The organism is Streptomyces sp. NPDC088553, assembly GCF_044752965.1.
Taxonomy (GTDB): domain Bacteria; phylum Actinomycetota; class Actinomycetes; order Streptomycetales; family Streptomycetaceae; genus Streptomyces.
This window is the reverse complement of the sequence record NZ_JBIVMG010000009.1, coordinates 248,145-269,529: the sequence shown is the minus strand read 5'-3', so window position 1 is coordinate 269,529 and position 21,385 is coordinate 248,145. Positions and strand designations below refer to the sequence as shown.

Sequence of the window (21,385 nt, the reverse complement as noted above, 5' to 3'; positions counted from 1 at the left end):
AACGGCCGGTCTGCGGGTCGGTCGGGTCTGAACGGGCAGCGGGTCGGTCGGGTCAGACGCCCTGCGCGGCTACCTCCACGCCGTGCTCGGCGGCCAGCCGGTGCAGGTCCTCAAGCTCCGCCTGCTCCACCTCCGCCAGGTAGTCGTCGCCCGTCTCACGAGCCCGCGTGAGGTCCGTCTGCGTGGTCCTGATGCGGTGCAGCAGGCCTGCGGTGAAAGCGTCCATCGTGCGCCCCCTCGTCATGGGTCCGGTGGCACGGGGTGTGCCGAGGGTGGATGGATCACACACTGCGGTCTCTGGGGCACAGAGAGCGGTAGGTGGCGCGCCACATACAGGGCGTGATCACGGGGTGTGCAGTCGTCCTCCCCAACCCCTTCCTCAGAGAAACCTCAACTGGCCCGAGAATCCGGTGAATTCTTCGATCCGGGCCAAGCGCCCCGTCTCGCGCCCCCGTTCACCACCCGCCCGCCCAAGGCCCCGCACCGCCGTCTTACAGCCGGTTTACGCGCGTACGGGGCAGGATGGACACGCACAGTCAGTGCTCAGGTTTTCAGCCGGTCCGCCTCAGGGCCGCAGCTCAACGGGAAGGATGTACGACGTGCGCGTACTCGTCGTCGAGGACGAGCAGCTGCTCGCCGATGCGGTGGCCACCGGACTGCGCCGGGAGGCCATGGCCGTCGACGTCGTGTACGACGGCGCCGCGGCCCTGGAGCGCGTCGGGGTGAACGACTACGACGTCGTCGTCCTCGACCGCGACCTCCCCCTCGTCCACGGTGACGACGTCTGCCGCAAGATCGTGGAGCTGGGCATGCCCACCCGCGTCCTGATGCTCACGGCGTCCGGCGACGTCAGCGACCGGGTCGAGGGCCTTGAGCTCGGCGCGGACGACTACCTCCCCAAGCCCTTCGCCTTCACCGAGCTCACCGCGCGCGTGCGCGCCCTCGGCCGGCGGACCAGCGTGCCGCTCCCGCCCGTCCTGGAGCGCGCCGGCATCAAGCTCGACCCGAACCGCCGCGAGGTCTTCCGCGAGGGCAAGGAGGTCCAGCTCGCGCCGAAGGAGTTCGCCGTCCTGGAGGTCCTCATGCGCAGCGAGGGCGCCGTCGTCTCGGCCGAGCAGCTCCTGGAGAAGGCCTGGGACGAGAACACCGACCCGTTCACCAACGTCGTCCGTGTCACCGTGATGACCCTGCGCCGCAAGCTCGGCGAGCCCCCGGTCATCGTCACCGTCCCCGGCTCCGGGTACCGGATCTGACCCGATGGCCACCACCCCCGCGCCCCACCCCCAGGCGCCGCCGAAGCCGACCTGGGACCCCAGGGACCCGGTCCGGCCCCTGCTCCGCCCGACCATCCGCATACGGCTCACGCTGCTGTACGGCGGGATGTTCCTGATCGCGGGCATCCTGCTGCTCTCGATCATCTACCTCTTCACCGCGCAGGCGCTCAGCGACAGCACCTCCCAGCTGCCCTTCAAGGTCGTCAACGGCACGATCCAGCCCACCAGCGCCATCTGCCAGCTGCCCGTGAACCCCACCGGCGACCAGCTCAACGACGCTGTCACGCTCTGCCTGCGGCACCAGAGCGACCGGGCCCTGGACGACCTGCTGCGCCGCTCGCTCTTCGCCCTGCTCGGCCTGAGCGTCATCGCCTTCGCCTTCGGTTACGCCATGGCGGGACGGGTGCTCTCCCCGCTCGGCCGGATCACCCGGACCGCCCGCCAGGTGGCCGGTTCCGATCTGTCCCGGCGGATCGAGCTCGACGGTCCCGACGACGAGCTCAAGGAGCTCGCCGACACCTTCGACGAGATGCTGGACCGCCTGGAGCGGGCCTTCACCGCCCAGCAGCGGTTCGTCGCGAACGCCTCGCACGAGCTGCGGACCCCGCTCGCGATCAACCGCACGCTCCTGGAGGTCCACCTCTCCGACCCCGGGGCCCCGGTGGAGCTCCAGCAGCTCGGCAAGACCCTGCTCGCCACCAACGAGCGCAGCGAGCAGCTCGTCGAGGGTCTGCTGCTGCTCGCCCGGAGCGACAACCAGATCATCGAGCGCAAGCCCGTCGACCTCGCCGAGGTCGCCGAGCGGGGCGTCGACCAGGTCCATGCCGAGGCGGAGGCCAAGGGCGTCGAGATCCGGGGCGAGCGTGCGCCGGCGGTCGTCCAGGGCAACGGCGTCCTGCTGGAGCGGATCACGCTGAACCTGCTCCAGAACGCCGTCCGGTACAACGTGGCGGAAGGAGGCTGGGTGGAGGTGACGACGGCGACCGAGCACGGCCAGGCGGTCCTGGTCGTCTCGAACACGGGTCCCGTGGTTCCCGCGTACGAGATCGACAACCTTTTCGAGCCGTTCCGGCGGCTCCGGCAGGAGCGCACCGGCAGTGACAAGGGCGTCGGCCTCGGCCTGTCGATCGCGCGGTCCGTGGCCCGTGCCCACGGCGGCCGTATCATCGCGGAGCCCCGCGAGGGCGGCGGTCTCGTGATGCGCGTCACTCTGCCGATCTGACACACTGCACGAGCCGACCCGGTTCCGTTCGCTTTGCGCGGAATTCCGTGGGCCCGATTCTGAGACGCTCATGTGTGATCGATCACAGGAGAGGGTGTCCGGACATCCACTCTCCGTAACGGAGAAATCCCCGTGAAAACCCGGAAAAGTCCGGGTTTCCCGGGCCTGGATTGACGGGAAGTACACGGGGTGGCGCCTGCAAGGGACGCCCGCAGGACCGTGTACGGTCCGGTTCGCCACCCGAAGCCGATCACTCGCGAGAGGACGGAACGGGTGTCGATTGAGTAACAGACCTTGATGTGAGGCAAAATCTCCGCCTCAGGTCGGGCACAAGTCCGACCTCTCACGCGTTACGTGCGCTGGAGACACCGCAACCACCCAGAGGGGGAGAGCGACATGGCAACGGATTACGACACCCCACGCAAGACCGACGACGACGTCGATTCGGACAGCCTTGAGGAACTGAAGGCCCGCCGGAACGACAAGTCGACCTCGACCGTCGACGTCGACGAGTTCGAGGCCGCCGAAGGCCTGGAGCTTCCCGGCGCCGACCTCTCGAACGAGGAGCTGGCCGTCCGGGTCCTGCCCAAGCAGGCCGATGAGTTCACCTGCATGAGCTGCTTCCTCGTGCACCACCGCAGCCAGCTGGCCAGGGAGAAGAACGGCCAGCCCATCTGCCGCGACTGCGACTGAGACCCTCGGTCGTGGCAGGCGACACACCGTCCCGGAAGCGGCGTCTACGGCTCCCTGGGAGCCCGAAGACGTACAAGGGCGGCTCAGGCCCGGCGGAGGGTGCCCAGAAGGCCCCTGAAGCCGAGCACGCCGCCTCCCCGCCCTCCCCTGGCGTACGTGACGACGAGCGAGGCCTCCCGGCCTCGCTCGAGGCCGTCACGGAGCCGGACCCGGCCGCTCCGCCGGCGGAGCGGGAAGCGGGACGGAGCGACGCGCTGGACGAAGCGGGGAACGACGAGACACAGCGGGACGGGCGCTTCGGCGCCGTCAAGCGGCTCGCCAATCCCGCGCGCGCCCAGCTCGACAAGATCAAGATCGACTCCGACCGGATCGACGCCGTCCGGCGCGGCGTCGCGCAGGGCGTCCGCCAGGGCGTGAAGCGCGGCGGAGACAGCGCCAAGGCCGGCATCGGCCATCTGGCCGACCGGTTGATCGACCTCGCCCCGCGGATCCCCGTCCGCGATCTGGCGACCCTGCGCAAGCAGTTTCCCGGGCTCGGCCCCGAGGAGCTCGCCGACAAGCTCGTCGCGGGCGCGGCGAACGCGAGCTCGACCGTGGGCGCCAGCATCGGTGCCGCCGCCATGCTCCCCGTACCCCCGGCCATGCCGGCGGAGCTCGCGGCCGAGATCACCGGCGTCGCCGCCGTGGAACTCAAACTCATCGCCGAACTGCACGAGGTCTACGGGCTGCGGCCCCCCGGCCGGCTCACCCAGCGTTCGGCGGCCTATCTGACCTCCTGGGCCGAGGAGCGGGGCATCGACCCCACCAAGCCCACCACGGTCAACGCGGCGCTCGGCGGACAGCTCAAGCGCGAGCTGCGCCAGCAGATCATGAAGCGCATGGTGCGCAACCTGCCGAACCTCACGCCCTTCATGGTCGGCGCGGCGGTCGGCGCGGTCATGAACCGCCGCGACACCAAGAAGCTCGCCGGCCACATCCGCAAGGACCTGCGCAACCGCCAGGTCCCCTGGGACTCCCTCCGGGAGCTGCCCCCGCTGGAACAGCCGGAGAACCCGAAGGAGATCGGTTTCTAGCCGGCCCCCTCGGCCCGGTCAGTCCTGGGCACCCGCACGGACGGCGTCCAGGGCCGCCACCAGTGCCTCCGGCTCACGGCTGGAGAGATACACGTACGGAGTCGGGTCCGCCGGGTCCGTCACCTCGATCCGCACCGCCCGGGTCACATAGCCGCGCATCAGCATGAACGCGCGCGGGTCGGCCTTGTACGTGCGCCACGCGCGCGCCTCCTCCGCGTCCAGCGCCTCGGCCTCGCCCAGCGCCGAGACCGGGATCCGCGCGTCGCCCGCCACGAGCGAACCGGCCACCACCCGGATCCGGGCGGAGCCGTACGAGGAGACCGCCGCACCGGCGAGCACCGCCACCACGATCAGACCGCCCAGCATCGGGACCGTACCCAGCGGGACCATGATCAGGCCGCCGGAGAGACCGAGCAGACCCGCGATGAACCACCAGGAGCGGGGCGCCGTCAGCCGCTCGTCGAAGAGCGGTGCGGCGGAGGGCACGGGGGAGGGGGCGGGGGACGATGCGGAAGGCTGCATGCGTCCAAGCTTGGCACGGCGCGACCTGCGCCCATCCGCGCGGGTAAGGTCTGCGGCTGTGACTGGAACATCTGCCGCCCTCACCCCGCCGGCCGACGCCATACCGCCGGTACGCCACCCCGACGCTCCGGCCCCCGGCGAGCTGCTCGGTTCGCACTACGAGTACTGCTTCGGGTGCGGCGGCGGGCAGCCCCACGGCCTCCACCTGGAGGCGCGCGCGGGCGAGGGCGTGACCGTCACCGCCGAGTTCACGGTGACCCCCGACCACCAGGGCGCCCCCGGCCTCGCGCACGGCGGCGTGCTCGCCACCGCGCTCGACGAGACCCTCGGCTCCCTGAACTGGCTGCTGCGGGTCATCGCCGTGACCGGACGGCTGGAGACCGACTTCGTCCGGCCCGTCCCGGTGGGCACCGTGCTCCACCTGGAGGCCGAGGTCACCGCCGTGCGCGGCCGCAAGATCTTCTCGACCGCCGTCGGCCGGATCGGCGGGCCCGAGGGCCCCGTCGCCGTCCGCGCCGAGGCACTCTTCATAGAGGTCAAGGTCGACCACTTCATCGACAACGGCCGCCCGGAGGAGATCCAGGCCGCCATGTCCGACCCCGACCAGGTCCGGCGCGCCCGCGCCTTCGAGGTGAACCCCTGATGAGCAACCCTGTCGACGTACTGATCCGGCGTGTGGACCCGGACGTGCCGATCCCGGCCTACGGCCACCCCGGTGACGCCGGGGCGGACCTGGTCACCACCGAGGCCGCCGTGCTGGCCCCCGGGGAGCGCGCCGTGCTGCCCACCGGGATCTCCATCGCGCTCCCGGACGGGTACGCGGCCTTCGTGCACCCCCGCTCCGGACTCGCAGCCCGCTGCGGAGTGGCGCTCGTGAATGCCCCGGGGACGGTGGATGCCGGGTACCGTGGAGAGATCAAGGTGATCGTGGTCAATCTCGACCCGCGCGAGAGCGTGCGGTTCGAACGATTCGATCGGATTGCCCAACTTGTCGTCCAACAGGTCGAGAAGGTGCGCTTCCACGAGGTGGCGGAGCTTCCCGGCTCGGCGCGGGCCGAGGGGGGCTTCGGGTCCACCGGCGGTCATGCCGCCGTGGACGGCACAACGGGTGGGAATCGATACGCTTCGGTCGTATCCGACCGGGAAGGACAGTGACGTGTTCGGACGTCGCAAGAAGAGCGGTGCCGCAGAGGACGCGGCGGGCGAGGCCGAGCAGGTCGTCGACGCGGTGGACGGCGAGGACGCGGGCGACGCGGCCCCGCGCCGTGTGAACCTTCCGCCGGCGCCCCGGCCCGACGGACCCTGGGACATCTCCGAGGTCAGCAAGCCCGAGGACGGCCGTGTCGACCTGGGCGGCGTCTTCGTCCCCGGGGTCGAGGGCATGGAGCTGCGGGTGGAGGTGGCGGGCGACGCGATCGTCGCGGCCACCGTCGTCCTGCGCGACAGCGCCGTGCAGCTGCAGGCCTTCGCCGCCCCCAAGAACGAGGGCATCTGGGGCGAGGTCCGCGACGAGATCGCCACGGGCATCGTCCAGCAGGGCGGGGTCATCGACGAGGTCGAGGGCCCGCTGGGCTGGGAGCTGCGCGCGCAGGTTCCCGTGCAGCTGCCGGACGGCAACCGCGGTGTGCAGCTGGTCCGCTTCGTGGGTGTCGACGGACCCCGCTGGTTCCTGCGCGGAGTGATCTCCGGGCAGGGCGCGGTCCAGCCCGAGGCCGCCGGCCTCCTGGAGCAGATCGTCCGGGACACCGTGGTCGTCCGCGGCGACGGCCCGATGGCCCCGCGCGACCCGATCGTCCTCAAGCTGCCGAACGACGCGCAGATGGTGCCGGACGGCGTGCAGCAGGAGGAGCAGGAGAACTCCCGCTTCTCCGGCGGCATGGGCCAGCTCCAGCGCGGTCCGGAGATCTCCGAGATCCGCTAGTCCGCGCTCGGACCGGTGATCCGTTCACCGGTGGGCCTCCGGGCCCGCCGCGCATCAGCATGGGCCGATGGGCCGCTTTCCGTACGACACGTACGGGAAGCGGCCCATCGGTCGTTTTCCACAGGTTCCGCCCACGGGCTCTGGCCCTGGGACCCGGCCGCGGACCATACTGGCGGGCACATGTTCGAGGAGGGGGAACGCAGGGTGAGTGAGAGCAGCACGCGGTCCGCGACGGCCGTCGCCGAGGACCCGGCCGGCCCGCCGATGGTCCGCGTGGAGAACCTGCGCCGTTCGTACGGCACCGGGGAAGCGGCCGTCCACGCCCTGCGCGGGGTCTCCTTCGACATCCCGCGCGGCGAGCTCGTCGCGCTCAAGGGACGCTCCGGCTCCGGCAAGACGACCCTGCTCAACCTGGTCGGCGGCCTCGACAGCGCGGACGGCGGCTCGATCGTCATCGACGGCGTCGACCTCGCCACCCTCGGTGAGAACGGGCTCCTGGAGCTGCGCCGCGACCGGATCGGCTTCATCTTCCAGTCCTTCGGACTGCTCCCGATCCTCTCCGCCGCCGAGAACGTGGGCGTACCCATGCGGCTGCGCAAGGCCGACCCGAAGGAGCGCGAGGAGCGGGTGGCCCTGCTCCTCGGCCTGGTGGGCCTCGCCGACCACGCGAACCAGCGGCCCGGCGAGCTCTCCGGCGGGCAGCAGCAGCGCGTCGCCATCGCCCGCGCCCTCGCCAACAAGCCGGCGCTGCTCATCGCCGACGAGCCGACGGGCCAGCTGGACCAGGAGACCGGCCTCGCCGTCATGCAGCTGCTGCGCGCGGTGGTGCGCAGCGAGGGCTGTACGGCCCTGGTCGCCACCCACGACCCGCAGCTCCTGGGCCTGGCCGACCGGGTCCTCGAACTAGGCGACGGCGAGATCATCGAGCACTGACGCGGCACCGCCGGTCCCCGCCGCGAAGGCCGGCGCGGTCCCGACATCAGAAACACGTCAAGACCGCTCCGGCCCACTCTCCGCGTACGGAATGTCCGATTGGCTGGACGTATGGTCGTGCCATGGGACGCGGCAAGCTTCGGATATACCTCGGCGCTGCGCCGGGCGTCGGCAAGACCTACGCGATGCTCTCCGAGGGGCACCGGCGGGTGGAGCGCGGCACGGACTGCGTCGTGGCGTTCGTGGAGCACCACGGACGGCCGCGCACCGAGGTCATGCTGCACGGCCTGGAGCAGGTGCCGCGCCGCACCCTGGAGTACCGGGGGAGCACCTTCACCGAGATGGACATCGACGCCGTCCTGGAGCGGCGTCCCGCCGTGGCGCTCGTCGACGAGCTCGCCCACACGAACGTGCCCGGCTCCCGCAACCCCAAGCGGTGGCAGGACGTCGCCGAGCTGCTCGCGGCCGGCATCGACGTCATATCGACCGTCAACATCCAGCACCTGGAGTCGCTGGGCGACGTGGTCGAGGCGATCACCGGCGTACGGCAGCGGGAGACGGTTCCCGACGAGGTGGTGCGCCGGGCCGACCAGATCGAGCTGGTCGACATGTCCCCGGAGGCCCTGCGCCGCCGGATGGCCCACGGCAACGTCTACACCTCGGACAAGGTCGACGCGGCCCTCTCCAACTACTTCCGCCCCGGCAACCTGACCGCCCTGCGCGAGCTGGCCCTGCTCTGGACCGCCGACCGGGTCGACGAGTACCTCCAGCAGTACCGGGGCGAGCACAACATCCGCTCCACCTGGCAGGCCCGTGAGCGCATCGTCGTCGGCCTGACCGGCGGTCCCGAGGGCCGCACCCTCATACGGCGCGCCACCCGGCTGGCCGAGAAGGGCGCGGGAGGCGAGGTCCTCGCCGTCTACATCGCCCGCAGCGACGGCCTCACCGCCGCCTCGCCCAAGGAGCTGGCCGTCCAGCGCACCCTGGTCGAGGACCTGGGCGGAACGTTCCACCATGTCATCGGCGACGACATCCCCTCCGCGCTCCTGGAGTTCGCCCGCGGGGTCAACGCCACCCAGATCGTCCTCGGCTCCAGCCGCCGCCGCACCTGGCAGTACGTGCTCGGCCCCGGCGTCGGCCAGACCGTGGCCCGTGAATCCGGGCCCGACCTCGACGTCCACATCGTCACCCACGGCGAGGTCGCCAAGGGCCGCGGCCTCCCGGTCGCCCGGGGCGCCCGACTCGGCCGCTCCCGGATCATCGGCGGCTGGGTGGTCGGCGTCGCCGGACCCGTCCTCCTCGCCCTGCTCCTCACCCACGTCGACGCCGACCTCGGTCTCGCCAACGACATGCTGCTCTTCCTGGCCCTCACCGTCGCGGCGGCCCTGCTCGGCGGGTTCCTGCCGGCGCTCGCCTCCGCCGCGGCAGGCTCCCTCCTCCTCAACTGGTTCTTCACCCCGCCCGTCCACCGGCTCACCATCGCCGACCCCAAGAACATCGTGGCGATCGCCGTCTTCCTCGGCGTCGCCATGTCCGTCGCCTCCGTGGTCGACCTGGCCGCCCGGCGCACCCACCAGGCCGCCCGGCTGCGCGCCGAGTCCGAGGTGCTGTCCTACCTCGCCGGCAGCGTCCTGCGCGGCGAGACCAGCCTCGACGCCCTCCTCGAACGGGTCCGCGAGACCTTCTCCATGGAGTCCGTCGCCCTCCTGGAACGGGTGGACGACGTCGAGCCCTGGACCCGGGCCGCGAGCGTCGGCCCCCACCCGGCGGCCCGGCCCGAGGACGCGGACGTGGACATGCCCGTCGGCGACCACCTGGCCCTCGCCCTGTCCGGCCGGGTGCTGCCCGCCGAGGACCGGCGCGTCCTCGGCGCCTTCGCCGCCCAGGCCGCGGTCGTCCTCGACCGCCAGCGGCTCGTGGGCGAGGCCGAGGAAGCCCGCAAGCAGGCCGAGGGCAACAAGATCCGCACCTCCCTGCTCGCCGCCGTCAGCCACGACCTGCGGACCCCGCTCGCCGGCATCAAGGCCTCCGTCTCCTCCCTCCGCTCCGACGACGTCGAATGGTCCGAGCAGGACCGCGCCGAACTCCTGGAGGGCATCGAGGCCGGCGCCGACCGCCTCGACCACCTCGTCGGCAACCTCCTCGACATGTCCCGGCTCCAGACCGGCACCGTCACCCCGCTGATCCGTACCGTCGACCTCGACGAGGTCGTCCCGATGGCCCTCGGGGGAGTGCCCGACGGCAGCGCCGAGCTCGACGTCCCCGAGACGCTGCCCATGGTCGAGGTCGACAAGGGCCTCCTGGAGCGGGCCGTCGCCAACATCGTCGAGAACGCCGTCAAGTACAGCCCCGAGGGCGTGCCCGTGGCCGTCGCCGCCAGCACCCTCGGCGACCGCGTCGAGCTCCGGGTCGTGGACCGCGGCCCCGGCGTCCCCGACGAGGCCAAGGACGGCATCTTCGAGCCCTTCCAGCGCTTCGGAGACGCCCCGCGCGGCTCCGGCGTCGGCCTGGGCCTCGCGGTCGCCCGCGGCTTCGTCGAGGCCATGGGCGGCACGCTCGGCGCCGAGGACACCCCGGGCGGCGGCCTGACGATGGTGCTCACCCTCAAGGCCGCACGGGGCGGACCCCCGGCGCAGGCCCCCGACCTCCCGGCGCACGCGGTGACCTGAGCCGGCCGTACCGGAGCGCCGGAGCGCACCACCGCCTCCGCCCGAGGCGCGGCTCCGAAGCGCACCACCCCGCCCCCGGCCCGAAGCGCACCACCCCGCCCTCGTCCCCGCCCCCGCCCCCGCCCCGACGCGCACCACTCGCCCCGCCCGCAGCGCGCCCCGTTCACGCCCGTACCCCGCGCGCCGCCCCCGCCGCTCCCGTACTGTCTTGCTCCCGCCCGCACGGGCGACCGAAGAAGGAAGGCCCACCTCCATGACCCGGGTTCTCGTGGTCGACGACGAGCCTCAGATCGTCCGCGCCCTGGTGATCAACCTCAAGGCGCGGAAGTACGAGGTCGACGCCGCGCCCGACGGTGCCACCGCCCTCCGGCTCGCCGCCGAACGCCACCCCGACGTCGTCGTCCTCGACCTCGGCCTGCCCGACATGGACGGCGTCGAGGTCATCAAGGGCCTGCGTGGCTGGACCCGGGTGCCGATCCTGGTCCTCTCGGCCCGGCAGACCTCCGACGAGAAGGTCGAGGCGCTCGACGCCGGCGCCGACGACTACGTCACCAAGCCCTTCGGCATGGACGAGCTGCTCGCCCGGCTGCGCGCCGCCGTCCGCCGCGCCGAGCCCGTCGGCGGCGCCGAGGACGGGGTCGTGGTCGTCGAGACCGAGGGCTTCACCGTCGACCTCGCGGCGAAGAAGGTCCACCGCGACGGCCGGGACGTCCGGCTCACCCCCACCGAGTGGCACCTGCTCGAAGTCCTGGTCCGCAACAGTGGCCGCCTGGTCAGCCAGAAGCAGCTGCTCCAGGAGGTCTGGGGACCCTCGTACGGTACGGAGACCAACTACCTCCGGGTGTACATGGCGCAGCTCCGCCGCAAGCTGGAGAGCGACCCCTCGCACCCGCGGCACTTCGTCACCGAACCGGGCATGGGCTACCGCTTCGAACGCTGAACCGGCGCCCGTTCGGGGACAGGTCCCGGTGACGGCGGTGGCCGGTACGCTTTCTGTATGAGTGCTGCACCACGTACAGAGAAGCCGGCCGGTAGGTTCCGCCGGATGCTCGACCGGCTCTCCTCCTCGCCGGAGGACCTGGAGTCGGAGGAGCTCCAGGAGGACGCCGAGGCGTCGGGGTGCACGCGTATCTGCGACTGCTCCGACCGCCAGATAGTCAAGGTGACTGGTACCTTGCGCACGGTCACGCTGCGTCCCCGGGCAGGTGTGCCCGCGCTGGAGGCCGAACTCTTCGACGGCTCGGCACCGCTCGACGTCGTGTGGCTCGGCCGGCGCTCCATCGTGGGCATCGAGCCTGGCCGCAAGCTGATCGCCTCCGGCCGGATCTCCATGAGCCACGGCCGGCGGGTCCTCTTCAACCCCAAATACGAGCTCCGACCGCTCGGACAGGAGTAGCCGGTGACGTCCCTCGACAAGCCGACCACCACGGACCAGGACGCCCAGGCATCGAAGGAGGTCACCGAGGCCGCGCTGTTCGAGGCCTTCGGCGGCCTGCGGGGCATGGTCGAGACGGTCGTGCCGGGCCTGTTGTTCGTCACGATCTTCACGATCAACAAGAACCTGCAGATCTCGGCGATCGCCGCCCTCGCCGTGTCGCTGGTCCTGGTCGCCGTCCGGCTCATCCGGCGGGACACCGTCAAGCACGCGTTCAGCGGCGTCTTCGGCGTCGCCTTCGGTGTCGTCTTCGCGATGATGACGGGCAACGCCAAGGACTTCTACCTGCCGGGCATGCTGTACACCCTGGGCCTCGCCCTCGCGTACATCATCACCGCGATCGCCGGGGTCCCGCTGATCGGCCTGATCCTGGGCCCGGTCTTCAAGGAGAACCTCTCCTGGCGGACCCGTAACCCGGGCCGGAAGAAGGCGTACACGAAGGCGAGCTGGGCCTGGGGCCTGATCCTGCTCAGCAAGTGCGCGATCCTCTTCCCGATGTACTGGTGGGCCGACACGACCAAGTTCGGCTGGGTGCTCGTCGCGCTGAAGATCCCGCCGTTCCTGCTCGCGGTCTACCTCACCTGGGTGTTCCTCGCGAAGGCTCCGCCGCCGATCGACGTCTTCGCCGAGATGGAGGCCGAGGAGCTCGCCGAGAAGGAGCGCAAGGCGGCCGCGGCCGCGGCGCGGACCCACCCGGAGGCCTGAGACGGCACGAGGAAGGGCCCGGACCTGACGAACAGGTCCGGGCCCTTCCGCGTACCACCGGCGCTCAGGCGCTCGTACGCCACATCCTCATGCGCGCGTACCACCGGCGCTCAGGCGCTCGTACACCCGGCGCTCAAGCGCCCGTACACCCGGTGCTCAGGACTCCGTCGGCTCGCGGCGGACCTGCAGCAGGTCCTCCAGCTGCTCCTCGCGGGCCTGCGCGGCCACGAACAGCAGCTCGTCACCGGCCTCCAGGGTCTCCTCGGGGCTCGGCGTGAGCACCCGCGAACCCCGGATGATCGTCACGAGCGAGGTGTCCTGCGGCCAGGCCACGTCCCCGACCGCGGTGCCGGCGACCGCCGACTCCGGCGGGAGCGTCAGCTCGACCAGGTTCGCGTCGCCGTGGCTGAAGCGCAGCAGCCGGACGAGGTCGCCGACGCTCACCGCCTCCTCCACCAGGGCCGACATGAGACGCGGGGTCGAGACGGCCACGTCCACGCCCCAGGCCTCGTTGAACAGCCACTCGTTCTTCGGGTTGTTCACCCGGGCGACGACCCGCGGCACGCCGTACTCGGTCTTGGCGAGCAGCGAGACGACCAGGTTCACCTTGTCGTCGCCGGTCGCCGCGATCACCACGTTGCAGCGCTGGAGCGCCGCCTCGTCGAGCGACGTGATCTCACACGCGTCGGCGAGCAGCCACTCCGCCTGCGGCACCCGCTCCACCGAGATGGCGGTCGGCGCCTTGTCGATGAGCAGGACCTCGTGACCGTTCTCCAGGAGCTCGCCCGCGATGGAACGGCCCACCGCACCCGCGCCCGCAATAGCGACACGCATCAGTGACCGCCCTCCTCGGGGCCCTCGGCGAAGGCCTCCTCGACCTTCGCGATCTCGTCCGTACGCATCATCACGTGCACCAGATCACCTTCCTGGAGCACCGTCTGCGAGGTGGGCAGAATCGCTTCGCCCAGCCGGGTGAGGAAGGCGACCCGCACGCCGGTCTCCTCCTGGAGCCGGCTCACCTTGTGGCCGATCCAGGCCGGGGAGGTGTGCACCTCCGCGAGCTGCACGCCCCCGCTCGGGTCCCGCCACAGCGGCTCCGCGCCCGAGGGCAGCAGCCGCCGCAGCATCTGGTCGGCGGTCCAGCGGACCGTCGCGACCGTCGGGATGCCGAGGCGCTGGTAGACCTCGGCGCGCCGCGGGTCGTAGATCCTCGCCGCCACGTTCTCGATGCCGAACATCTCGCGCGCGACCCGCGCCGCGATGATGTTCGAGTTGTCGCCGCTGCTCACCGCGGCGAATGCCCCCGCGTCCTCGATCCCGGCCTCACGCAGCGTGTCCTGGTCGAAGCCCACGCCGGTGACGCGCCGACCGCCGAAACCCGACCCCAGACGACGGAAAGCCGTCGGGTCCTGGTCCACGACCGCGACGGTGTGCCCCTGCTGCTCCAGGGTCTGCGCGAGAGCGGCTCCCACTCGCCCGCAGCCCATGATGACGATGTGCACGTCCCCTTACCCCGCACTCCTGATCGTCTTACTGACCTGCGAAAACACCCTGCTCACAACTTTCCTCACCCGATGCGCCCGGGTCGCGGCGGGCAACACCCTGCCGGGTCACCCGGTCCGAGCTTAAGCGGCAACGCTGGCCGGGACCGCATCCGAGGTGGTACTCAGGGAGATTCCGTGCCTATCGGGGGTGCCGGTGCGCGTGGCTGTTTTCGAACGCTTACGATCCTCTCCGTGTCCAAACTGACCGACCTTCCCAAACGGATCCTGATCGGGCGGGCCCTGCGCAGCGACAAGCTCGGAGAGACTCTGCTCTCCAAGCGGATCGCGCTCCCCGTCTTTGCCTCCGACCCGCTGTCCTCGGTGGCGTACGCACCGGGCGAGGTGCTGCTCGTTCTGTCCGTGGCCGGTCTGTCGGCCTACCACTTCAGCCCGTGGATCGCGCTCGCCGTCGTCGTCCTGATGTTCACGGTCGTCGCCTCGTACCGACAGAACGTCCACGCGTACCCCAGCGGCGGCGGCGACTACGAAGTCGCCAACACCAACCTCGGGCCGAAGGCCGGACTGACCGTCGCGAGCGCCCTGCTCGTCGACTACGTCCTGACCGTCGCCGTGTCGATCTCCTCCGGCATCGAGAACCTCGGCTCCGCGATCCCCTTCGTCGTCGAGCACAAGGTGGCCTGCGCGGTCGGCGTGATCGTGCTGCTCACCGTGATGAACCTGCGCGGAGTGAAGGAGTCGGGCTCGCTCTTCGCGATCCCGACGTACGTCTTCGTCGCCGGCGTCTTCATCATGATCGCCTGGGGCGCGTACAAGGGGATCGTCCTCGACGAGACCATGAAGGCGCCCACCGCCGACTTCGAGATCAAGCCGGAGCACCAGGGGCTGGCCGGCTTCGCGCTCGTCTTCCTGCTGCTGCGCGCGTTCTCCTCCGGCTGTGCCGCGCTCACCGGTGTCGAGGCCATCTCCAACGGTGTCCCCGCCTTCCGCAAGCCGAAGTCGAAGAACGCCGCCACCACGCTCGCCCTCATGGGCGGCCTGGCCGTCACCATGTTCTGCGGCATCATCTTCCTGGCCATGGCCACCGACGTCCGGATGGCCGAGAAGCCCGCCGACGACCTCCTGGTCAACGGCGTCCCGGTCGGCCCGAGCTACGTCCAGGACCCGGTGATCTCACAGGTCGCGGCAGCCGTCTTCGGAGACGGAACGTTCTTCTTCGTACTCCTCGCCGCGGCCACCGCGCTCGTCCTCTTCCTCGCCGCGAACACCGCGTACAACGGCTTCCCGCTCCTCGGCTCGATCCTCGCCCAGGACCGGTACCTGCCCCGCCAGCTGCACACCCGCGGCGACCGCCTCACCTTCTCCAACGGCATCGTGCTCCTCGCCGGCGCCGCCGCCCTCCTCGTCTGGGTCTACGGAGCCGACTCGACCCGGCTGATCCAGCTGTACATCGTCGGCGTCTTCGTCTCCTTCACCCTCAGCCAGATCGGCATGGTCCGGCACTGGAACCGGCACCTGACGACCGAGCGCGACCCGGCCAAGCGCCGCCACATGATCCGCTCCCGCGCGATCAACGCCTTCGGCGCCTTCTTCACCGGCCTCGTCCTCGTCGTCGTCCTCGCCACCAAGTTCACCCACGGCGCCTGGGTCGCCCTGCTCGGCATGGTGATCTTCTACGGGACGATGTCCGCGATCCGCCGGCACTACGACTCGGTCGCGGCCGAGATCGCCGCCGCCGAGGAACGCCCCGACGAGTACGTACGCCCCTCCCGGGTCCGCTCCATCGTCCTCGTCTCCAAGCTCCACAAGCCCACGCTCCGCGCCCTGGCCTACGCCAAGCTCATGCACGCGAACGAGCTGGAGGCGCTGACCGTCAACGTCGACACGGTCGAGACGAAGGCGCTCAGGGAGGAGTGGGAGCGACGCGGCATCAACGTCCCGCTCAAGATCCTCGACTCGCCGTACCGCGAGATCACCCGCCCGGTGATCGAGTACGTCAAGAGCATCCGCCGCGAGAGCCCCCGCGACGCCGTCTCCGTCTACATCCCGGAGTACGTCGTCGGGCACTGGTACGAGCACCTGCTCCACAACCAGTCCGCACTCCGCCTCAAGGGCAGGCTGCTCTTCACCCCCGGCGTCATGGTGACCTCCGTCCCGTACCAGCTCCAGTCCTCCGAGGCCGCGAAGAAGCGGGCCAGGAAGCGCCAGGAGTGGAACGCGCCGGGCTCGGTCCGCCGCGGCCCGGTGGAGAAGGGCCACAAGGAACCGGCGGCGAAGAACCACTAGCCGCCGGGAACCGCAGGCCACAAAGAACATCGCAAAAAGAACAACTAGACTGGTGGGCTGCCGTCCAAACGGCAGCCCACCATCGCGTCCCCTTGGAGCTTCCCCACCATGCAGAACACCCCTGTTTCGTCGTTGGTCGGGGAAGAGTACGAGGTCGAGGTCGGTCCGGTCGCGCACGGCGGTCACTGCATCGCCCGCACCGAGGCGGGCCGCGTCCTCTTCGTCCGCCACGCGCTGCCCGGCGAGCGGGTCGTCGCCCGGGTCACCGAGGGCGAGGAGACCTCCCGCTTCCTGCGCGCGGACGCGATCACGATCCTCGACCCCTCCAAGGACCGCGTCGAGGCACCCTGTCCCTTCGCGGGCCCGGGCAAGTGCGGCGGCTGCGACTGGCAGCACGCCAAGCCCGGCGCCCAGCGCCGCCTCAAGGGCGAGGTCATCGCCGAGCAGCTCCTGCGGCTCGCCGGCCTGACCCCCGAGGAGGCCGGCTGGGACGGCACGGTCATGCCGGCCGAGGGCGACAAGCTCCCGCAGGGCGAGGTCCCGCAGTGGCGGACCCGCGTCCAGTACGCGATCGACGCGGACGGCCACGCGGGCCTGCGCAAGCACCGCTCGCACGAGGTCGAGGTGATCGACCACTGCATGATCGCGGCGCCGGGCGTCTCGGAACTGGGCGTCGAGAAGCGCGACTGGGAGAACATGGCCTCGGTCGAGGCGATCGCCGCCTCCGGCTCGAACGACCGCCAGGTCATCCTCACCCCGAAGCCGGGCGGCCGCCTCCCCCTGGTCGAGCTGGACAAGCCGGTCTCCGTCCTCCGCGTCGACGAGAAGGACGGCGGGGTCCACCGCGTCCACGGCCGCGCCTTCGTCCGCGAGCGCGCCGACGACCGCACCTACCGCGTCGGCAACGGCGGCTTCTGGCAGGTCCACCCGAAGGCCGCGCAGACCCTGATGCTCGCCGTCATGCAGGGCCTCACCCCCCGCAAGGGAGAGACGGCCCTCGACCTCTACTGCGGCGTCGGCCTCTTCGCGGGCGCCATCGCCGACCGCGTCGGCGACCAGGGCGCGGTCCTCGGCATCGAGTCCGGCAAGCGCGCCGTCGAGGACGCCCGCCACAACCTGGAGGCCTTCCCGCGCGTCCGCATCGAACAGGGCAAGGTCGAGTCGGTCCTCCCGCGCACGGGCATCACGGAGGTCGACCTCATCGTCCTGGACCCCCCGCGCGCCGGCGCCGGCAAGCAGACGGTCCACCACCTGGCGGGCCTCGGCGCCCGCCGCATCGCCTACGTGGCCTGCGACCCGGCAGCCCTGGCCCGAGACCTGGCGTACTTCGCGGAACGCGGCTACAAGGTCCGCACGCTGAGGGCGTTCGACCTGTTCCCGATGACGCATCACGTGGAGTGCGTGGCGATCCTGGAGCCGGTGAAGAAGGACGCCTGACCTGGGGTTTTGCGGGTGCGCGGTATGTGCCGTGTGGGCGTTACGGGCGATGTCTTGACGCTGAGATGACGCTCGTGACGCCCATTTGACGCTCGTTCTGATGGGGTGTCAGGTCAGGGCTGGGTCGCTCAGGTCGCTCCCCTCCCTGTCCTGCTGACTACGCAAGGTGTCTTCCGCCTCCACTGGGTGGCGCTGGGCGTCGTGGCGGCTTCCCACGACTGAGAGTCCCGTCCCGCGTGTGTTTGGATGCCGCACGCGTTCCTCTACGAGCCCTCGGTCGCCCGTTCCGACATGGGCGTCCAGGTGCTGATGGCCAAGGCGCGGGGATGCCCCCGGGTGGCGAGCGCCGCCGTCACCCGCTTGACGGCGCCGTCGACGGTCTCGTGTTCCCAGATGCGGAGGGGCAGCCAACCGATCAGCGTGAGGTGGGCATCGGTCTCCTCGTCGCGGCGGGCGTTGCCCCGGAGCTTCTGCCGCCACCACTCCGCGTTGTGCCGGGGCGCGTGCGGGTGACTCGGGCAGGCGTGCCAGAAGCAGCCCTGTACGAACACGGCGGTGCGCCACTTCGTGAACGTGACGTCGGCGCGACGACGTGGCATGCCGACGATCGGCAGGTCCACGCGGTAGCGGAAGCCCAATGAGTGCAGAGCGCGGCGAAGTGCAAGCTCCGGAGCCGTGTCCCTCTTCGCTGGGCGGCCATGACCCTCCGCGCGTTGGCATCGCGCGGCGCCGGCGTCCCCCTGCGGCGTTCCTGGATTCTCACGCCTGATCAACCATCGGGTTGCCTCACCGTTACGGGCGGCGTACCGGTGATCTGTCCTGGTCGTTCACGACCGCCGCTCATGCTGCGACCGAACTCGGCATCGCGTTCCTTCCCGGTCTCACCGAGGGGTTGTAGCAGGGGTCGGACGTGGCTGCGCGACGGGGGTGCCTCCGTGTCGACCGCGCTGAAGATCAGGGGCGGACCGTGTCGGCCGTGCCGATCCTTCGATCGCCGTTGAGGAACTGTGCGTAACTGAAGAAAGCTTTCCGTCTTGCTCTTCACAGGACTCGAGCCTGCAGCCAAGTGCGTAGAAGGCACCTGGTGGATGGTGGATGGTGGAGGGGGGCGCCTCTGACCTGCGGGTGCGCACCCGAATGCTGGCTGCTGCCGAAAACTTTGGGCCTTTTGGGGACGGTCGAGCTGTCAGCGGTGGGGGCTTGCGTGCGTCGCGTGGGGGCGAAGGCGACGCTACTGGCGCACGCGGACAGAGACGTGGCCTCGGCGTGAAGGCCATTGGCGAGCTGGTAAGCGAGTGCACGTCGGCTGTTCGTCCGGGTGCTCCCGGGCTCGGGCAGTCAAGCCTTGCTGGCCCTTCGATGCAGTCTGCCCCTGGCTGGACGCGGTGACCGAATGCATGCGTCCTGGCGTCGGGCTGATGTCTCTTGCCCCCTGCCGTCTCAGGCTGTCCCTAGACTGTGATCAGCAACGTGGCAAACGGTACTGGGGGCAGCAGACATGGATGAGACAGAACGCAGGGCCGCGACGGCACCCATCCGCATTCACCAGGTCCGCACTGCGCTTCTGAAGCAGTATCAGGGACTCATCTACGATGCAGACCTCAAGGGATATGACCAGCAGGGCTATGAGCAGCGCTTCCTCTCTCGGGCGCTGACGGCTGCTGCCGTGCGGGAGGTGACGGGTTGCGATCACAAGATCGCTGGTGCTTCTGTCATCGACGGTGAAGACGACCAAGGCATTGACGGGGTAGCCGTCACCGAAGGCACACAAGAGGTCTGGCTCGTTCAGGCCAAGTGGAGTGATGACGGGAAGGGCAAGCTCGACACCAATGCGGCGCACAAGCTCATCGCTGGCCTTCGCCTCATCGAGCAGCGGAGTTTTGACCGCTTCAACGAGCGGCTTGAGCCGATCGCTGCTCGAGTCAATGCTGCGATGCACGATGCCCGTCTCAAGGTGACCCTGGTCATCGCCGTCATGGGTGTGGGGACGCTCAGCAAGGAGACCGCAAACGTTCTTGACGACGCCCGGCGCGAGTTCAATGGTCTTGGCCCGGTCCTTGAGTACCGTGTGGTCCACGCTGCGGACATCCTGCGTCAGATCCGTGAGGACCTGGCTCCCGACCCTGTGCGGGTGACCGTGCGGATGACGAACTGGCTCCGGCGGAACACACCGCTCGTCGCCTACCAAGGAACCGTCCCGGCGAGCAACATCGCTGACTGGTATCAGGAGCATGAAAGCCGGCTGTACGAGCAGAACCTGCGCCAATCTCTCGGTACGACCCGCGTAAATTCAGGCATGCTTAGCACCTTGGTTGACGAGCCGGAGAACTTCTGGCTCTTCAACAACGGAGTGACGGTGCTGTGTGATCGGCTGGAGGAGGAATGGCCGGGACGCCGTCGTCCGGACGAGCCCGTGCATCTGCACCTCTCTGGGGTCAGCGTCGTAAACGGCGCACAGACTGTCGCGGCCGCCCACCGTGCCACGAAGACAGCTCCAGATGCGGTCGAAGATGCCGAAGTTACGGTCAAGGTGATCGTCGTCGACAAAGGCATGCCAGATCTCGCGCAGCGGATCACCGAGACGACGAATACGCAGAACCACGTGGAACAGCGCGACTTCATCGCCCTGGACGAGGTGCAGGCGATGATCCGTGAGGACTTCATGCTGTCCCTGCAAAGGTCGTATGTGTTCAAGCGTGGTGAGCCTGACCCGGCGCCCGACGAGGGTTGCTCTGTGGTGCACGCTGCCATCGCCCTGGCTTGTGCGCACCGCAACACTGAGCTCGCCGTACGAGCAAAGCGGGACACCGACCTTCTCTGGGAGCGCGGAAGTGGAGGCGCCTACCCTCGCCTTTTTGGGGAGCGGCCGGGAGCCTTCCAGATCTGGCGCTCTGTACTCGTGCACCGCGCGGTGGGTACTGCCCTCAACGAAGAACGCAAGAGGTTCCAGAAACGAGCGGCCGATGTGAGTCAGCGAGGTGACCTGCTCGTCACGCATCTGGTCTTTCAGCTTCTTGATCAGGACCGCATCGATGATCCGGAGTACGACTGGGACGTGGCCCTTCGTGAGGTTCCCTCACTCACCAATCGCGTCCTGTCCTGGCTAATCCACCACATCGACTCCGAGTACGGACAGACCTCCTTCCTCAGTGGGACGCTCACTGACGCCGGGCGCTGCAAACGCCTCGCGGAGCTGGTGCTGCGTGACGCCCAGCGCGAAGGAGTCATCCCCGACCTGCCGGCCATCTATAGCGCCACCAGGGGCAGCAATCGCAAGCCGCGCCGTCCTAACGCTGTACCCACCCTGGTGGACTACGGAAGGATCGCGGACGGGACGCCGGTTCGCCTGCGTTTGTCGAACAAACCTGAGATCGACGCGCTCACCCCGTGGCTTGCCGAGGACCCCAGACGTGGTCAGGCAACCTGGGTAAACGACCGAACACGGTGCCTCGTGTGGGCGGTTGATGGGCGCGCTTACTCTCCGACGCGCTTGGTCCTGAACTTGTACGAGCTTGCGGGCTGGGACGAAGCTCCTGTTGCTGTCCAGGGACCTGCACGTTGGACGCTGGACGGTGCCGCGACTCTCTCGGAGCGAGCGCGGGCATTGCTTGACGAGCAGGCCGAACAGGAGTGAGCGTCTGTCCCTTGGGGCAGCTACCGAGCGTAGGTGCGTCATGGCTGCTTACTCACGCCATGGCGGACGCCAGGCCAGC

General features: G+C 70.0%; 20 protein-coding genes. 15 read left to right on the top strand and 5 right to left on the bottom strand.

Features of this window, described 5'->3' with window-relative positions; genetic code table 11:
• Nucleotides 1–52: 52 nt before the first annotated feature.
• The gene (locus ACIP8Z_RS29630; RefSeq protein ID WP_169749507.1) at nucleotides 53–226 is read right to left on the bottom strand and encodes a hypothetical protein; all 174 of its coding nucleotides are present in this window, start codon (nucleotides 224–226) and stop codon (nucleotides 53–55) included.
• A gap of 373 nt (nucleotides 227–599) precedes the next feature.
• On the opposite strand from ACIP8Z_RS29630, the gene ACIP8Z_RS29625 reads away from it, so the two are divergent.
• From ACIP8Z_RS29625 to ACIP8Z_RS29610, 4 genes are all read left to right on the top strand, one after another.
• On the top strand, nucleotides 600–1,253 hold the full coding sequence (locus tag ACIP8Z_RS29625; RefSeq protein WP_030146958.1) for a response regulator transcription factor: 654 nt from the start codon (nucleotides 600–602) through the stop codon (nucleotides 1,251–1,253).
• 4 nt (nucleotides 1,254–1,257) lie between these two features.
• Entirely contained in the window at nucleotides 1,258–2,496 is a 1,239-nt protein-coding gene (locus ACIP8Z_RS29620; RefSeq protein ID WP_319321392.1) for a HAMP domain-containing sensor histidine kinase, read from the top strand.
• A 396-nt stretch (nucleotides 2,497–2,892) separates the two neighbouring features.
• Nucleotides 2,893–3,189: a DUF4193 domain-containing protein gene (locus tag ACIP8Z_RS29615; protein ID WP_003955561.1), complete on the top strand. Its 297-nt coding sequence runs from the start codon at nucleotides 2,893–2,895 to the stop codon at nucleotides 3,187–3,189.
• A gap of 11 nt (nucleotides 3,190–3,200) precedes the next feature.
• Complete coding sequence (locus tag ACIP8Z_RS29610; RefSeq protein WP_402088823.1) at nucleotides 3,201–4,262, top strand: hypothetical protein; 1,062 nt, start codon at nucleotides 3,201–3,203, stop codon at nucleotides 4,260–4,262.
• An 18-nt stretch (nucleotides 4,263–4,280) separates the two neighbouring features.
• On the opposite strand, the gene ACIP8Z_RS29605 is transcribed toward ACIP8Z_RS29610, so the two are convergent.
• Nucleotides 4,281–4,784, bottom strand: a complete 504-nt coding sequence (locus tag ACIP8Z_RS29605) for a DUF3093 domain-containing protein (protein WP_319321348.1) — start codon at nucleotides 4,782–4,784, stop codon at nucleotides 4,281–4,283.
• Nucleotides 4,785–4,842: 58 nt separating this feature from the next.
• Between ACIP8Z_RS29605 and ACIP8Z_RS29600 the strand changes: the two genes are divergently transcribed.
• The 8 genes from ACIP8Z_RS29600 to ACIP8Z_RS29565 all read left to right on the top strand — a co-directional run bounded on the left by ACIP8Z_RS29600 (nucleotide 4,843) and on the right by ACIP8Z_RS29565 (nucleotide 12,447).
• A complete protein-coding gene (locus tag ACIP8Z_RS29600; protein ID WP_319321345.1) occupies nucleotides 4,843–5,427 on the top strand; it encodes a PaaI family thioesterase in 585 nt (194 codons plus the stop codon).
• On the top strand, nucleotides 5,427–5,939 hold the full coding sequence (gene dut / locus ACIP8Z_RS29595) for a dUTP diphosphatase (protein ID WP_055601374.1): 513 nt from the start codon (nucleotides 5,427–5,429) through the stop codon (nucleotides 5,937–5,939). The genes ACIP8Z_RS29600 and dut overlap by 1 nt, the downstream gene beginning before the upstream one ends.
• 1 nt (nucleotide 5,940) lies before the next feature.
• Nucleotides 5,941–6,705: a DUF3710 domain-containing protein gene (locus ACIP8Z_RS29590; RefSeq protein ID WP_319321343.1), complete on the top strand. Its 765-nt coding sequence runs from the start codon at nucleotides 5,941–5,943 to the stop codon at nucleotides 6,703–6,705.
• A gap of 180 nt (nucleotides 6,706–6,885) precedes the next feature.
• Nucleotides 6,886–7,638 (top strand): ABC transporter ATP-binding protein, encoded by a 753-nt coding sequence (locus ACIP8Z_RS29585; RefSeq protein ID WP_402088818.1) that lies wholly within the window; start codon nucleotides 6,886–6,888, stop codon nucleotides 7,636–7,638.
• 122 nt (nucleotides 7,639–7,760) lie between these two features.
• Nucleotides 7,761–10,307, top strand: coding sequence for a DUF4118 domain-containing protein (locus tag ACIP8Z_RS29580; RefSeq protein ID WP_402088816.1), 2,547 nt, complete (start codon nucleotides 7,761–7,763; stop codon nucleotides 10,305–10,307).
• Nucleotides 10,308–10,560: 253 nt separating this feature from the next.
• On the top strand, nucleotides 10,561–11,247 hold the full coding sequence (locus ACIP8Z_RS29575) for a response regulator (protein ID WP_229315636.1): 687 nt from the start codon (nucleotides 10,561–10,563) through the stop codon (nucleotides 11,245–11,247).
• 57 nt (nucleotides 11,248–11,304) lie between these two features.
• Nucleotides 11,305–11,703, top strand: coding sequence for an OB-fold nucleic acid binding domain-containing protein (locus tag ACIP8Z_RS29570; protein WP_402088812.1), 399 nt, complete (start codon nucleotides 11,305–11,307; stop codon nucleotides 11,701–11,703).
• A gap of 3 nt (nucleotides 11,704–11,706) precedes the next feature.
• Nucleotides 11,707–12,447: a DUF3159 domain-containing protein gene (locus ACIP8Z_RS29565; RefSeq protein ID WP_319321335.1), complete on the top strand. Its 741-nt coding sequence runs from the start codon at nucleotides 11,707–11,709 to the stop codon at nucleotides 12,445–12,447.
• Nucleotides 12,448–12,603: 156 nt separating this feature from the next.
• Here the strand turns inward: ACIP8Z_RS29565 and ACIP8Z_RS29560 are convergent, their stop codons facing one another.
• A complete protein-coding gene (locus ACIP8Z_RS29560; protein WP_073906411.1) occupies nucleotides 12,604–13,281 on the bottom strand; it encodes a TrkA family potassium uptake protein in 678 nt (225 codons plus the stop codon).
• A complete protein-coding gene (locus ACIP8Z_RS29555; protein WP_030321520.1) occupies nucleotides 13,281–13,949 on the bottom strand; it encodes a TrkA family potassium uptake protein in 669 nt (222 codons plus the stop codon). Before ACIP8Z_RS29555 ends, ACIP8Z_RS29560 begins: the two co-directional genes overlap by 1 nt.
• A 234-nt stretch (nucleotides 13,950–14,183) precedes the next feature.
• On the opposite strand from ACIP8Z_RS29555, the gene ACIP8Z_RS29550 reads away from it, so the two are divergent.
• On the top strand, nucleotides 14,184–16,235 hold the full coding sequence (locus ACIP8Z_RS29550; RefSeq protein WP_402088809.1) for an APC family permease: 2,052 nt from the start codon (nucleotides 14,184–14,186) through the stop codon (nucleotides 16,233–16,235).
• A 108-nt stretch (nucleotides 16,236–16,343) separates the two neighbouring features.
• The gene (locus ACIP8Z_RS29545) at nucleotides 16,344–17,672 is read left to right on the top strand and encodes a class I SAM-dependent RNA methyltransferase (protein WP_402088807.1); all 1,329 of its coding nucleotides are present in this window, start codon (nucleotides 16,344–16,346) and stop codon (nucleotides 17,670–17,672) included.
• A 263-nt stretch (nucleotides 17,673–17,935) separates the two neighbouring features.
• On the opposite strand, the gene ACIP8Z_RS29540 is transcribed toward ACIP8Z_RS29545, so the two are convergent.
• The gene (locus ACIP8Z_RS29540; protein WP_402088804.1) at nucleotides 17,936–18,445 is read right to left on the bottom strand and encodes a very short patch repair endonuclease; all 510 of its coding nucleotides are present in this window, start codon (nucleotides 18,443–18,445) and stop codon (nucleotides 17,936–17,938) included.
• 725 nt (nucleotides 18,446–19,170) lie between these two features.
• On the opposite strand from ACIP8Z_RS29540, the gene ACIP8Z_RS29535 reads away from it, so the two are divergent.
• Nucleotides 19,171–21,306, top strand: coding sequence for an AIPR family protein (locus tag ACIP8Z_RS29535; protein ID WP_402088802.1), 2,136 nt, complete (start codon nucleotides 19,171–19,173; stop codon nucleotides 21,304–21,306).
• The last annotated feature ends 79 nt before the right edge of the window (nucleotides 21,307–21,385 follow it).